General features: G+C 74.6%; 10 protein-coding genes. 9 read left to right on the forward strand and 1 reads right to left on the reverse strand.

The features are described 5' to 3' along the window. The first annotated feature begins 741 nt into the window (after positions 1 to 741). The 3 genes from ACSNOG_RS28085 to ACSNOG_RS28095 all read left to right on the forward strand — a co-directional run bounded on the left by ACSNOG_RS28085 (position 742) and on the right by ACSNOG_RS28095 (position 6948). Positions 742 to 1005 (forward strand): WhiB family transcriptional regulator, encoded by a 264-nt coding sequence (locus ACSNOG_RS28085; protein WP_004952403.1) that lies wholly within the window; start codon positions 742 to 744, stop codon positions 1003 to 1005. A gap of 454 nt (positions 1006 to 1459) precedes the next feature. After that, positions 1460 to 5362, forward strand: coding sequence for a glycosyltransferase family 2 protein (locus ACSNOG_RS28090; RefSeq protein ID WP_436755504.1), 3903 nt, complete (start codon positions 1460 to 1462; stop codon positions 5360 to 5362). Further along, positions 5359 to 6948, forward strand: a complete 1590-nt coding sequence (locus ACSNOG_RS28095) for a DUF5719 family protein (RefSeq protein WP_436755505.1) — start codon at positions 5359 to 5361, stop codon at positions 6946 to 6948. Before ACSNOG_RS28090 ends, ACSNOG_RS28095 begins: the two co-directional genes overlap by 4 nt. Positions 6949 to 6992: 44 nt before the next feature. Here ACSNOG_RS28095 and ACSNOG_RS28100 read toward each other — a convergent pair whose 3' ends face one another. Then, the gene (locus tag ACSNOG_RS28100) at positions 6993 to 7502 is read right to left on the reverse strand and encodes a metallopeptidase family protein (RefSeq protein WP_436755506.1); all 510 of its coding nucleotides are present in this window, start codon (positions 7500 to 7502) and stop codon (positions 6993 to 6995) included. Between the two features lie 272 nt (positions 7503 to 7774). Here ACSNOG_RS28100 and ACSNOG_RS28105 point away from each other — a divergent pair, with 272 nt between their 5' ends. From ACSNOG_RS28105 to ACSNOG_RS28130, 6 genes are all read left to right on the forward strand, one after another. After that, a complete protein-coding gene (locus ACSNOG_RS28105; protein ID WP_436755507.1) occupies positions 7775 to 8215 on the forward strand; it encodes a DUF3499 domain-containing protein in 441 nt (146 codons plus the stop codon). 176 nt (positions 8216 to 8391) lie between these two features. After that, positions 8392 to 9750 carry a phosphomannomutase/phosphoglucomutase gene (locus tag ACSNOG_RS28110; RefSeq protein ID WP_436755508.1) on the forward strand — a complete coding sequence of 453 codons (1359 nt, stop codon included), beginning with the start codon at positions 8392 to 8394 and terminating at the stop codon, positions 9748 to 9750. Between the two features lie 483 nt (positions 9751 to 10233). Continuing rightward, a complete protein-coding gene (locus ACSNOG_RS28115) occupies positions 10234 to 10419 on the forward strand; it encodes a Trm112 family protein (RefSeq protein WP_168091692.1) in 186 nt (61 codons plus the stop codon). A 111-nt stretch (positions 10420 to 10530) separates the two neighbouring features. Next, positions 10531 to 11712 carry an SIS domain-containing protein gene (locus ACSNOG_RS28120; protein ID WP_436755509.1) on the forward strand — a complete coding sequence of 394 codons (1182 nt, stop codon included), beginning with the start codon at positions 10531 to 10533 and terminating at the stop codon, positions 11710 to 11712. Positions 11713 to 11844: 132 nt separating this feature from the next. Next, positions 11845 to 13074, forward strand: coding sequence for a mannose-6-phosphate isomerase, class I (gene manA, locus ACSNOG_RS28125; RefSeq protein ID WP_436755510.1), 1230 nt, complete (start codon positions 11845 to 11847; stop codon positions 13072 to 13074). Between the two features lie 102 nt (positions 13075 to 13176). After that, positions 13177 to 14197 (forward strand): cation diffusion facilitator family transporter (locus tag ACSNOG_RS28130; RefSeq protein ID WP_436755511.1); only part of this gene is annotated, 1021 nt, incomplete at its 3' end.

Genomic DNA, 14197 nt, shown 5'->3' on the forward strand with positions numbered 1-14197 from the left:
GCATCAGGTGGGGGAGGGCGAGCGGGTCGCCGGCGATCTGGACGTCGCTGTTCATGTGCGGGGGTTCCTCGGCGGAAGAGCGGGGGAGGGCGCGTGACAGGCGGAGCGTTGGGGCGCCCGGAGCTGGGGTGGCGCGAGGGCGCGATGCGCCGCGGACGGCCGGGTGACGGCCGCGCGGGCGGGGGTGCGGAAGAGCGGAAAGAAGGCTCAGCCGGAGCTCTGGGGCATCAACAGCTGGAACAGCGACAGCGAGCCTGCACGGCGCAGCGGGACCCGTAGTCACGGGTCAGGCTGAGGGCGGCGTTCACTGGCATGCCCACCACGGTGACGGGAGCGGCCACGTTGTGTCAACTGAGTGTCCCTTTTGGGGGCAATGTTTCACCTCATCCGGTAACTGTGGGTGCTCCAAGGTTTGCGGGGGTGTGACCATGGACAGGTGGCGCTCCAGTCGGGGCCGTAAACATCGTTCGGCCGGACGGTGCAACGGGATTGCCGCGCGTGACGTCCTCTTCTTGAAGAGAGGAGCGGGGCGGCGGTGGCCGGCAGAGGGGTCTGTCCGGACTTGTAATGTTTTGGACACTTTCTGCTTGGCTTTGGTTCCGCAGAGTGAATAAGGGGCCCAATAGCAGACCTCGGCTTGACTGGCCCGGATCGGCACACTTGTAATTTCACCCGTGTCGTTCTGCCGTACTTTGATGAAGGCGGCGACGCGGGGACGTAAATGACAGACGAGGGGCGCACATGACCGAGCTGTTTCAGCAACTGCTGGTCGAGGAGGCGGACGAGGAGCTCGGCTGGCAGGAGCGCGCGCTGTGCGCTCAGACCGATCCCGAGTCCTTCTTCCCCGAGAAGGGCGGATCCACGCGGGAGGCGAAGAAGGTCTGCCTCGCCTGCGAAGTCCGCTCGGAATGCCTTGAATATGCCCTTGCCAATGACGAGCGCTTCGGCATCTGGGGCGGCCTGTCCGAGCGCGAGCGCCGCCGCCTCAAGAAGGCTGCGGTCTGAGCTTCCGATAGGCATACGGATAGGCGCGGAGTGGCCGGTCCTTATGGGTCGGATAAGCAGGTCTTATCGGCGGCCGGAGCCCGTGATTCGGTTTCGGTGATTCCGGGGCCAGTGATTCCGTGGGAAATCCCCGAATTTATGGGCCGATAGTCACTGAAAGTTAAAAGCGGAGGCCGAGGGTTAGCGCCCCGTAGCGCTGACCGCCGGGCGCGGAGCCCGCCCCCGGCCGCGGTTTCCGCCGGTAGAAGCCTCCCCGCCGCAAGACGTGCGGGACGACCCACGGTCCGCCCACCGCGCCCCCGGCGCGAGGCGGACCGCTGTGCGCGCAGCCACTAGTGTGGGGCCCCGTCCGAGACGCACCGCCGCCCCGACGGGCGCACCCGCGGCCGGCGCAGTCCAGCACAGCACCCATCCGGGGCCCGCCCCGGACCCCGGCCGGAGGGCCCGTACCCCGATGTCCGTGCACAGCAATGCGGCGCACTCGAAGACGGCGGCCGCGTCCGCCGCTCCGGGCCGCCTGCCCGCCTTCGACCCGGCCGTCGCACCGGCCTTCCCGCGCCACGTGGTCACCGCCGTGATCGTCAGCCACGACGGCGCCCGCTGGCTCCCCGACGCCGTCGAAGGCCTCCTCGGCCAGGAGCGCCCCGTGCAGGCCGCCGTCGGCGCCGACACCGGCAGCGCCGACGACTCCGCCCAGTTGCTCGCCGACGCCCTCGGCCCGGACCGCGTCCTGCACCTCGCCCGCCGCGCCGGCTTCGGCACCGCCGTCGAGGAGGCCCTGCGCGCCGTCCCCGCACCGGACCCCGAGGAACTGCCCTACCTCAAGCGCTCCAGCGGCTGGGACCCCGTCAGCCGCACCTGGCGCGAAGACGCCTACGACCAGCCCGGCGACGGCCGCCGCCACGGCGACGCCGACCTCGAACCCGTCCAGTGGCTCTGGCTCCTGCACGACGACTGCGCCCCCGAACCCGGCGCCCTCCACGAGCTCCTGCGCGTCGCCGAGTCCGAGCCCGGGGCCGCCGTCATCGGCCCCAAGCTGCGCGGCTGGTACGACCGCCGCCAGCTGCTGGAGACCGGCGTCTCCATCGCCCGCAGCGGCCGCCGCTGGACCGGCCTCGACCGCCGCGAACAGGACCAGGGCCAGCACGACCAGGTGCGCTCCGTGCTGTCGGTGTCCACCGCGGGCATGCTCGTGCGCCGCGACGTCTTCGAGGAGCTCGGCGGCTTCGACCCCCGGCTGCCCCTCATGCGCGACGACGTCGACCTGTGCTGGCGCGCCCACGCCGCCGGCCACCGCGTCCTCGTCGCGCCCGACGCCGTCCTGCGGCACGCCGAGGCCGCCGCCCGCGAGCGCCGCCCCGTCGACTGCGCCGGCCGCCGCGCCGTCAACCCGCACCGCGTCGACAAGGCCGGCGCCGTCCACACGCTGCTCGTCAACACCCGCGGCCCGCTGCTGGCCTACGTCGTGCTGCGGCTCGTCCTCGGCACCCTCCTGCACGCCCTCGGCTACCTCCTGGGCAAGGCTCCCGCGCAGGCCCTCGACGAACTCACCGGCCTCTTCGGCGTCCTCCTGCGCCCGGGCCGCATCCGCGCCGCCCGGGCCGCGCGCGGCGCACCCGCCGTCCCGCCGGGCGACCTGAAAGGCCTCTTCCCACCGCCCGGCGCGACCCTCCGGGCAGCCGCCGAACAACTGGCGAGCAACTTCGGCGGCCGCTGGGACGACGCCCCCTCCTCCGGCGGGCGCCACGGCGCCGTCGAATCCGGGCCGACCGGGGAGGACGCCGACTTCCTGGAGATCGAGCAGTTCGCCCGCCTCAAGCGCCTCGTCCGCAAGCCCGCACCCGTCCTCTTCGGCCTCCTGCTGATCGTCTCCGTCGTCGCCTGCCGCCAGCTCTTCGGCAGCGGCAGCCTGTCCGGCGGCGCCCTGCTGCCCGCACCCGACGGAGCCTCCGCCCTGTGGGCGCAGTACACCGGCGACTGGCACCCGGTCGGCGTGGGCAGCACCGGAAGCGCGCCCCCCTACCTGGCGGTCCTCGCCACCCTCTCGACGCTCTTCCTCGGCTCCACCGGCTTCACGCTCACCCTGCTGCTGGTCTGCTCGGTGCCCCTGGCCGGCCTCGCCGCCTACTTCGCCTCCCGGCCACTGGTCTCCTCCCGCCCCCTGCGCGCCTGGGCCGCCGTCGCCTACGCCTTCCTGCCCGCCGCCACCGGCGCCCTCGCCGCCGGCCGGCTCGGCACCGCGGTCCTGGCGATCCTGCTGCCGCTCATGGCGCGCACCGCCGTCGCGGCCACCGGCCTGCGCGTCCCGGGCGCCCGCCCCACCTGGCGCGCGTCCTGGGCGTACGCCCTCCTGCTCACCGTCACCACCGCCTTCACTCCCGTGGTGTGGCCGCTCGCCGTCGTCCTGGGCCTGGGCGCCGTGGCACTGCACGGCGCCCAGGGCGGGCGCGCGCGGCTGGCCCTCCACGCCCCGCGCTTCCTGGCCGTCGTGCTCACGCCCGTGGCGCTCCTGGCGCCCTGGTCCCTGGGCCTGTTCGCGCACCCGGGCCGCTTCCTGACCGAGGCCGGGGCCGCCCCGGCCGCCACCGGCGCGTCCTCCCCGCTCCACCTCCTCACCGCCGACCCCGGAGGCTCGAAGTCCATCGGCGGGCTGCTGCTGGCAGGCCTCGTCCTGGCCGCGCTCGCCGCCCTGCTGCGCGCCGACCGGCAGCTCGCCGTCCGCGGCGCCTGGGTGACCGCCCTGGCGGCCCTCGCCGCCGCCGTGCTCGCCGCCCGCTCGGCCTGGGCCGGACCGGCCACCCTCGTCTACGGGCTCGCGCTCGTCGCCGCCGCGGCCGTCGGCGCGGAAGGCGCACGGGCGCGCGTGGCCGCGCTCAGCTTCGGCTGGCGCCAGCCCGTGGCCGCCCTCATCGCCCTCGCCGCGGCCGCCGCCCCGCTGGTCGCCGCCGTGGGCTGGGCCGTCGGCGGCGCCGACGGCCCGCTCGAGCGGCGCGACCCCGCGCAGGTGCCCGCCTTCGTCGCGGAGGAGGCGGCCACCCGCGACCGGGCCCGCACCCTCGTCCTCGACGGCCGCGACGGCCGGGTCTCCTACGCGCTCGTCCGCGGCTCCGGCACCCGGCTCGGGGACGCGGAAGCCGCAGCGGCCGCCGGGGCGGACGCCAAGCTCGACGCCGTCGTCGCCGGCCTCGTCGCGGGCTCCGGAGCGGACCAGGCGGACCTCCTCGGCGGTTACGCCGTCGGCTACGTCCTCGTCCGCAACAGCGCCCCCGCGGCCATGGGCCGGGTCCTCGACACCACCCCCGGCCTGACCCGTCTCAGCCGCCAGGACGACGCCTCGCTGTGGCGCGTCGACCGCGAGGTCGCCCGCATCACCATCGTCGCCGGAGGGACGCAGGGCGCCGGGCAGGGAGGCGGACAGAGCAGCGGGCAGCGGCCCGCACCCCTGCCGGTCGCCGCAGGCCCCGTGGAGGCCCGCGCCACGCTCCCCGCCGGACCGGCCGGCCGCGTCCTGCGCATCGCCGACAAGGCCGCCCCCGGCTGGCAGGCCACCCTCGACGGACACCCCCTCAAGAGCACCACCGTCGACGGCTGGGCCCAGGGCTTCACCCTTCCCGCGAACGGCGGCAAGCTCGCACTGACCTACAAGGCGCCCGCCGCGCACACCGCCTGGCTGTGGGCCCAGGGCCTCCTGGCGGCCGTCCTCGTGGTGCTCGCCCTGCCGGGCCGCAAGAGGCAGGTCGACGACGACCTCCCGGAGACGGGGGGAGCCCCTGCGGCTGCCGCCGCGCCCGCCTCCGTACCGGCCCAGGCCGTCGCGGGGGAGGGCCGCCGCGCGCGCAGGCTGCGGGCCGCGGCCGAGGGCGCCCGGCCGGAGGCCGCTCCGGAGCCGGAAGCCCCGCACGCCGAGCCCGTCGCCGATGCTTACGCCGATCCGTACGCGGCGCCCTATGCCGACTCTTACGTCGATCCGTACGCCGCTCCCCACGCCGCCTCCCACGCCGATCCGTACGCCGATCCGCACGGGCAGCAGCAAGCAGCGGATCCTTACGGCGCGGTGCCGCAGCATCAGCACCAGCCGCAGCCGCAGCAGTACGGCCAGGAGATGCCTTACGGCTCGTACGGTGAACAGCCCTACCCGCAGGGCGGCCACGGGGGAACGTACGACGCCGCCTACGGCGGCGCACCCCAGCAGTTCCCCTACCCGGGCCAGGAACACGGCCAGTACCCGGCGGAGCCCTACGCGAACGGGCCGACCGCACCGTCCGGGCCGTACGACCCGTACACCTACGGCGGAGCACACGACACGACGTACGGCGGCGGTGACCGGCACCACCGCGACGGGAGCGAGCAGCAGTGAAGCGCACCACCCTGTCCCTGTTCGCCGCCACCGCAGCCCTCGCGGCCCTGGGCGGCGTGGCCGTCCTCACCGCGCCGTCCGGCACCGGCAGCAGCGAGAGCGCCGGAAGCAAGTCCCGTACGGCCGCGAAAGCGCCCGCCCGGCTGCCCGTCCAGCGCTCCATGGCCCTCTGCCCGGCGCCCACCTCGTCGGACGTGGGGGAGACGGCGTACACCGCCTTCACCCCGGCCGGCGGGTCGAAGGGCGCGCAGAAGGGCGCGGCCGAGCTGTCGTCGGCAGCAGGAAGCAACAAGGCGGAAGGCAGCGGCACAAAGGACAGCAAGGGAAAGAAGGACGACAAGGAGAAGGACAAGGACAAGGACAAGGGCGGCAAGGGCCCCGCGCCCGCGGGCACTTCGGTGCTGTCCCTGAAGGAGCCCGGCAAGCCCGCCACCGCGACCACCAACCGCTCGGACGCCCCCGCCCTCATCGGCAGCGCCGACGGGGCGCTCGCCCCGGGCTGGACCGTGCAGCAGACCACCGTGGTCGCGGCGGGCAGCGGGCGCGGGCTGCACGGGCTGACGTGCACGGCGCCGGACACCTCGTTCTGGTTCCCCGGCGCGAGCACCGTCAAGGGCCGCCAGGACTACGTCCACCTGACCAACCCCGACAGCACGGCGGCCGTCGTCGACCTGGAGCTCTACGGCAAGGACGGCCGGATCAAGTCCGGGTCGGGGGAGGGCGTCACGGTCCCGCCGCGCTCCACCGTCCCCGTGCTCCTGTCCTCCCTCTCGGACGCCCCCGCGGAGGACCTCACGGTGCACGTCGCGGCCCGCTCGGGCCGCATCGGGGCCGGACTGCAGTCGGCCGACGACAAGAAGGGCGGCGACTGGATCCCGGCGTCCGCCGAGCCCTCCGCGGACGCCGTCCTGCCGGGCATCCCGGCGGACGCGACGTCCGTACGGCTGGTCGTCTTCGCCCCCGGCTCGGACGACGCCGACCTCAAGCTGCGCTTCGCCGGACCGAGCGGTGCGATCACCCCCGCCGGCCACGAGACACTGCACGTCCGCAGCGGCATGACCGCGGCCGTCGACCTGGGCGACGTCGCCAAGGGCGAGGCGGGCTCGCTGCTGCTCACGGCGGACGGCAGGAGCGCCCCGGTCGTCGCCGCGCTGCGCGTCACGCGCGGCAAGGACGACAAGCAGGAGACGGCGTTCGTCCCCGCCGTGGCGCAGCTCGGCGGGCGGGCCACGGTGGCGGACAACCGCCCCAAGGCCGGCACGCTCGCCCTGGTCGCGTCCGGCAAGGAGGCGGCGCAGGTGAAGGTCACCTCGTCCGCGGGCAGCGAGGGCGGCGAGCCGGCGGTCAAGACGTACACGGTGAAGCCGGGCACGACGCTGACCGTGGAGCCGCCGCAGCCGCAGGGCGCCAAGGGGTCGTTCGCGGTGACGGTGGAGAAGGTTTCCGGCGGGCCGGTGCACGCCTCGCGGATGCTGGCGCTGCCCAAGGACGGCGTGCCCATGTTCACGATCCAGCCGCTGCCGGACGACCGTTCGTCGGTGGCGGTGCCGGAGGCGGAGCAGGACCTGTCGATGCTCAACCGCTGACCGGCGCGAGGCCGGGCGGCCGGGCCCGGTCCGGCCCGGTGCGGTCAGTCCTGCCCGTAGCGGGGGTCGACCGACTCCGGGGCGAGCCCGAGCAGTTCGGCGACCTGCTCGACGACGACCTCGTGCACCAGCAGGGCGCGCTCGTCGCGGCTCTTGGCACGGATCTCCACCGGGCGGCGGTAGACCACGATCCGGTCGGGAAAGTCGCCGCGGGCGGCCACGTAGCGGCCGAGGGGGACGGACTCGCCGTCGAAGTCGAAGGCGTCCAGGCCCTCGGGGTCGCTCATGGAGCCCCCCGCGTCACTTCTGGTGACCGGCACCTCGCGGACCACGAAGTCGACGGAGGCGAGCTGCGGCCAGCGGCGCTCCAGCCGCTCGGCGGAGTCGTGCACCATGTCGACGAACGCCTCGCCGCGGCTGACCGACAGCGGCACCTGGGGCGGTGCGATCGGCCCGCGCATGCCGCGTCCGTGTCGGTCGCGGTGGCGCGGGCGCGGCCCGGCGTGGCTCGGAGGACCCCCGGTGGTGGCAGGGGGAGGTACGCGGTTGTCCATCACTCTTGAGGGTATCCGTCGGCCGCCCTCTCGTCCGCGGCTGTCGCGTATCCCGGGAATGTCGCCTGATGAACATTCCGGCCAGACCTGTGATCAATTATGGTCAGGTATCGGACCGTCCGGTCTGTTCGCGAGGGTCCGGAGCGGGGGTGCCGCTGACCGGTCCACGGCCTGGTGAGACCCTGTTCACAGGCCTCCGCGCAGGTCAGCGCGGTGGGGAGAAGCAGGCGTCCACGGGACGAACCAGGACGACACGGAGGGGTGAGCCGGGGGTGAGTCGTCGCGGCCCGTTCAAGAGTGCGGTACCGTCCAACGTCGTGAGCCCTGTACGTCGCTGTTCGCGCACCGCGTGCGGCCGCCCGGCCGTCGCGACGCTGACGTACGTCTATGCCGATTCGACCGCCGTCCTCGGACAGCTCGCCACCTACGCCGAACCCCACTGCTACGACCTGTGCGCCGAGCACTCCGAGCGGCTGACCGCTCCGCGTGGCTGGGATGTCGTGCGCCTCGCCCTGGACAGCGGCCCCGCCCGCCCCAGCGGTGACGACCTCGAAGCACTCGCCAACGCCGTGCGCGAAGCGGCCCGGCCGCAGGAGCGCGCCGTGCAGCCGGGCCCCCCGCCCGGCACCGCGGGCCCCGGCGGCCGCGACGCCGATCCGATGGAGGTCGCCCGCCGAGGCCACCTCAGGGTCCTTCGCTCGCCCGACAACTGACGCCCTCACCCACTGACGCCGTGACGAGAGCCGGCGCCGTCACGGCCGGACCCACGACGGGTCCCGGACCGGTCCTTGACCGGTCCTCGAGCGGTCCTCGAGCGACCCGCGTCCGGATTGTCAGCCGGTCCCGGTAGGTTTGTCTCCCCCGTACCGGACCCAGGAAGGCGTTGGCTGTGGCTGATCTGTCGCAGATCGTAAAGGCATACGACGTACGCGGTGTGGTCCCGGATCAGTGGGACGAAGCACTGGCGGAGCTCTTCGGCGCCGCCTTCGCCGAAGTGACGGGCGCGACGGCCGTCGTCGTCGGTCATGACATGCGCCCCTCCTCGCCCGGCCTCTCGGGGGCCTTCGCCCGCGGCGCCGCCGCCCGCGGCGTGGACGTGACCGAGATCGGCCTGTGCTCCACCGACCAGCTGTACTTCGCGAGCGGCCACCTCGGCCTGCCCGGCGCGATGTTCACGGCCAGTCACAACCCCGCGCAGTACAACGGCATCAAGATGTGCCGGGCCGGCGCGGCCCCCGTCGGGCAGGACACCGGCCTCGCCGAGATCCGCTCCCTGGTCGAGGGCTGGCTGGAGAACGGCGCCCCGGAGCCCGCGCAGACCCCCGGCACGGTCACCCGGCAGGACGTCCTCGCGGACTACGCGGCCCACCTGCGCTCCCTGGTCGACCTCAGCGGCATCCGCCCCCTGAAGGTCGTCGTCGACGCCGGCAACGGCATGGGCGGGCACACCGTGCCCACCGTCTTCGAGGGCCTGCCCCTCGACGTCGACGCCATGTACTTCGAGCTCGACGGCACCTTCCCTCACCACGAGGCCAACCCCCTCGACCCGAAGAACATCGTCGACCTGCAGAAGCGCGTGCGCGAGGTCGGCGCCGACATCGGCCTGGCCTTCGACGGCGACGCCGACCGCTGCTTCGTCGTCGACGGCAACGGCGACCCCGTCTCCCCCTCCGCGATCACCGCCCTCGTCGCGGCGCGCGAGCTCGCCAAGCACCCCGGCGGCACCGTCATCCACAACCTGATCACCTCGTGGTCGGTGCCCGAGGTCGTCAAGGAGTGCGGCGGCAAGCCCGTGCGCACCCGCGTGGGGCACTCCTTCATCAAGGAGGAGATGGCCCGCGCCGGTGCCGTCTTCGGCGGCGAGCACTCCGCGCACTACTACTTCCGCGACTTCTGGAACGCCGACACGGGCATGCTCGCGGCCATGCACGTCCTCGCCGCGCTCGGCGGGCAGAGCGGCCCGCTGTCCGAGCTGGTCGCCGAGTACGACCGCTACGCCGGCTCCGGCGAGATCAACAGCACCGTCGCCGACCAGGCCGGGCGCACGGCGGCCGTCCGCGCCGCGTACGAGGACGTGCCGGGCGTGGAGTTCGACGAGCTCGACGGCCTCACCGTCGCCGCCTCCGACTGGTGGTTCAACCTCCGCGCCTCCAACACGGAACCCCTCCTCCGCCTGAACGTCGAGGCCCGCGACCAGGAGACGGTCACCCGCCTCCGCGACGAGGTCCTGGCGATCGTCCGCGCGTAGGACGACAGGGCCGGGCGGCTCGCCGGCAGGGCGGGAGGCCTCGGGGCCCGGCCCTGCCGACGACCCCCGGGCTGGCGACTCCCGGGCCGGCGACCCTCCGGCCGTCGGCACGACGGCCCCCGGCACGATGGATGCGGCCCCGCCCTCTCACCCCGCCGCGACGGCGAGCACCCGACCCAACCGTCCCGGCGGTGCCGAGCTCCCTCAGCGGGGCTCGGGGGCGCGGCGGGCAATCCGCCCTGACAGGCGTGGCCCCGCCCGCTGATCCCGCCGCGACGGCGAGCACCCGACCCAACCGTCCCGGCGGTGCCGGGCCCCCGCAGCCGGCCTCCTCAGCCGGGCCGGCGCCGCCGGACGAACACCCGGGGCGGCCGGGCCGCAGAAAACACCCGCGGACGGCGTACCCGCCATGCCACGCTCCCCGCAGCGGAGCGCAAAGGTACTCTGGCCGGACAGAGACGTACATCCGAAGGGAACACCCTCATGCCGCTCGAAGCCGGTCTCCTGGAGATCCTCGCCTGCCCGGCGTGCCACGCACCCCTGCGCGACGAGTCCGCCTCCGAGGAGTCCCCCGAGCTGGTGTGCGAGGGCACGGGCTGCGGCCTGGCCTACCCCGTCCGCGACGGCATCCCCGTCCTGCTCGTGGACGAGGCCCGGCGCCCGGCCTGACGCCGCAGCGCCCGCCCGACCCCGCCCGACCCCGCCCGGCGGCCCACCGCACCGTAGGCCCGGCCGGGCACCCGCACGGCGTACCCGACGGCGACCGGAGGCTGATCCACGGTGTTCGACGAGTCACTCCTCGATGATCCCGACGCCCTGTCCCGCGCCGACATCCACGGACTCCTGCGCGGCGCCGCCGAATCCGGCGCCCGGGTCCGTACGGCCGCGCGCAACGCCGCGGAGGCCGGCGTCACGGGCCTGCGCCCCGACGGCCGCCCCCGCGCCGTCCTGATCGCAGGGCCGGGCCCCGCGGCCGGCTGCACCGCCGACCTGCTCACCGCCCTCGCCGGCGGCAGCGCCCCCGTCACCCTGATCCGCCCCACCGGCGTCGCTCCCGCGCCCGGCGCCCTGCGCTGGGCCCTCCCCGGCTGGACCGGCCCGCTCGACCTGCTGCTGGTCGCGAGCCCGGACGGCACCGAGCCCGGCCTCGCCATCCTCCTCGAACAGGCCTACCGCCGCGGCTGCTCCGTCGTCTGCGTCAGCCCGGCCGGCTCGCCCCTCGCCGACGCCACCGCGCAGGCCCGCGGTCTCGCGATCCCGCTGACGACCTCGCCGGACGAGGCCCGCGCGGGCAGCGAGCCGCGCACCTCTGCGGGGGAGGAGGCGCCGGCGGGGGAGCGCCCCGCGCTGCCCATCGGCCCCGGTCTCCTGTGGTCCCTGCTGACCCCCCTGCTCGTGCTCGCCGACCGCATAGGGCTGCTCGCCGGCGACGCTTCCGAGGTCGAGGCGCTCGCCGACCGCCTGGACCAGGTCGCCGAGCGCTGCGGCCCGGCCATCGCCACCTACAGCAACCCCGCCAAGACCCTGGCGGCCGAGCTGGCCGACACCCTCCCCCTCATCTGGACGGAGGGCGAGCTCGCCGCCGCGGCGGGCCGGCACTTCGCCACGGTCCTCTCCGCCCTCGCCGGGCGCCCGGCCCTCGCCGCCGAGCTGCCCGAGGCCCTGACCGCCCACGGCACCCTCCTCGCGGGGGCCTTCGCCGCCGGCGCGGACCCCGAGGACTTCTTCCGCGACCGCGTCGAGGAGCCCGAGGCCCTGCACGCCCGCGTCGTCCTGCTCCGCGAACGGGAACCGGACGTCACCTCACCCGCCCCCGCCGCCCGCGAACTCGCCCTCCAGCGCGAGACGCCCGTCAGCGAGCTGGAGCCCACCGACGCCGACAGCCCCTTGCAGACCGCCGCTGAACTGCTGGCCATCACGGATTTCGCTGCCGTCTATCTGGCCCTCGCCTCGACCCCGTAGACCGTAGGCCTTGGACCGTAGGCCCGCAGACCGTAGGCCCGCAGACCGTAGGTCCGTAGGCCGAAGACCGCAGCAGCCCCGCAGATCCGCCGCCCCGTAGACGCGCCGTACGCACAGTCAGGAACCGCCCGCATGGACCGCCTCGTCAACACCGTGCGCCCCTACGCCTGGGGCTCCACCACCGCGATCCCCGCACTGCTGGGCACCACGCCCACCGGCGAGCCGCAGGCCGAGCTGTGGATGGGCGCCCACCCCGGCGCCCCGTCCCGCGTCGACCGCGGGGAAGCAGCCGCGGGCGGCGGGGGCCTGCGCCCCCTCTCCGACGTCATCGCCGCCGACCCCGAGGGCGAGCTCGGCGAGCGGGCCCTGCGCCGCTTCGGGCCGCGGCTGCCGTTCCTGTTCAAGATCCTCGCCGCGGGGTCCCCGCTCTCCCTCCAGGTCCACCCCGACCTCGCCCAGGCCGCGGCCGGCCACGCCGAGGAGGAGGCCCGGGGCATCCCCCTGGACGCCTCGCACCGCAACTACAAGGACGCCGACCACAAGCCCGAACTCCTCTGCGCCCTGACCCCCTTCGAGGGACTGTGCGGCTTCCGCGCACCCGCCGAGACGGCGGGCCTGCTCGCCGCGCTCGACGTCGACTCCCTCAAGCCGTACGCCGACCTCCTGCACGCCCGCCCGGAGTCGGACGCCCTGCGCGAGGTGCTCACCGCCGTCCTCACCGCGGACCACGACGAGATGGCCCGCACCGTCACCGAGGCGGCCGCCGCGGCCGAGCGGCTCTCCGCGCAGGAAGGCCCGTACCGGGACGCCTGCGCCGCCTACGCCTCCCTCGCCCGGCACTACCCCGGCGACCCCGGCGTCATCGCCGCCATGCTCCTCAACCACGTGCGCCTGCAGCCCGGTGAAGCCCTCTACCTGGGCGCCGGCGTCCCGCACGCCTACCTCGACGGCCTCGGCGTCGAAATCATGGCCAACTCGGACAACGTGCTGCGCTGCGGACTGACGCCCAAGCACGTCGACGTGCCCGAACTGCTGCGCGTCGTCCGCTTCGAGAGCACCGCCCCCGCCGTCCTGCGGCCCGAGGCGGACGCCGGCGGCGAGGAGGTCTACGGCACCCCCGTCGAGGAGTTCCGGCTCTCCCGCTTCGACCTCGCCCCCGGCGCCACGACCACGCTGCCCGCCGGCACGCCCCAGATCCTCCTGTGCACCTCGGGCACCGCCGTCCTCCGCGCCGCGGACGGCGGTGCCGACGGCCGGGAGCTGCGGCTCCGCCAGGGCGAATCCGCCTACGTCCGGGCGGCCGAGAGCGTCGTGCTCTCCGGGGACGACGCGAGGGTCTTCCGCGCCACGGTCGCCGTCTGACGCCCCCCTCCGCCCCGCGGCTGCAACAATGGCCCGCCGTAAAGGAACCGCAAAGCCCGGCGGTCCAGGGGTGGATCAGGGCGGAAGGGACAACCAGCACATATGAGTGCATCAGGCGGAACCAAGGCCATCGTCGCCGCGCTCGGCGCCAACCTGGCCATCGCCGTGGCGAAGTTCGTCGCGTTCGCGTTCAGCGGCTCGTCGTCGATGCTCGCCGAAGGAGTGCACTCGGTCGCCGACTCCGGCAACCAGGCGCTGCTCCTCCTCGGCGGCAAGAAGGCCCAGCGCGCGGCCAGCGAGGAACACCCCTTCGGCTACGGCCGCGAGCGCTACATCTACGGCTTCCTCGTCTCGATCGTCCTGTTCACCATCGGTGGCGTCTTCGCGCTCTACGAGGGCTACGAGAAGATCAAGGAACCGCACGAGCTGGAGCACTGGTACTGGCCCGTCGGCGTCCTCGTCTTCGCGATCGTCGCGGAGGGCTTCTCCTTCCGCACGGCGATCAAGGAGTCCAACGAGCTGCGCGGCAAGCAGTCCTGGGGCCAGTTCATCCGCACCGCCAAGGCCCCCGAACTGCCCGTCGTCCTCCTCGAGGACTTCGGCGCCCTCGTCGGCCTCGTCCTCGCCCTCGGCGGCGTCGGCCTGTCGATCCTCACGGGCGACGGCCTCTGGGACGGCATCGGCACCCTGTGCATCGGCGCCCTGCTCGTGCTGATCGCCCTCGTCCTCGCCTCGGAGACCAAGTCCCTGCTGCTCGGCGAGGCCGCCGGGCCCGAGCAGCTCGCGAAGATCCGCGCCGCGGCCGTCGACGGCGAGACCGTCACCCGCGTCATCCACATGCGCACCCTCCACCTGGGCCCCGACGAGCTCCTCGTCGCGGCCAAGATCGCGGTGCAGCACGACGACACCGCCGTGGAGATCGCCGACGCGATCGACGCGGCGGAGGCGAGGATCCGCGAGGCGGTCCCGATCGCCCGGGTCATCTACCTGGAGCCGGACATCTACCGCGAGGAAGCCGCAGCAGCGGGCCCCGACCCGGCAGCCACCCCGGGCGTCGGCTGGGCTGGTGACGGGCTTACGGCGCGGGCCCCACCTCGGCCGCGGGGAGCTCGGCACCGCCGGG

Source organism: Streptomyces sp. URMC 124 (assembly GCF_051386455.1).
Taxonomy (GTDB): Bacteria; Actinomycetota; Actinomycetes; order Streptomycetales; family Streptomycetaceae; genus Streptomyces.

Excerpts from the sequence above, each read along its gene's own strand:
- ACSNOG_RS28085 (WP_004952403.1), top strand. The coding sequence starts at position 742 with ATGACCGAGCTGTTTCAGCAACTGCTGGTCGAGGAGGCGGACGAGGAG.
- ACSNOG_RS28090 (WP_436755504.1), top strand. The coding sequence starts at position 1,460 with ATGTCCGTGCACAGCAATGCGGCGCACTCGAAGACGGCGGCCGCGTCC.
- ACSNOG_RS28100 (WP_436755506.1), bottom strand. The coding sequence starts at position 7,502 with ATGGACAACCGCGTACCTCCCCCTGCCACCACCGGGGGTCCTCCGAGC.
- ACSNOG_RS28115 (WP_168091692.1), top strand. The coding sequence starts at position 10,234 with ATGCCGCTCGAAGCCGGTCTCCTGGAGATCCTCGCCTGCCCGGCGTGC.
- manA (WP_436755510.1), top strand. The coding sequence starts at position 11,845 with ATGGACCGCCTCGTCAACACCGTGCGCCCCTACGCCTGGGGCTCCACC.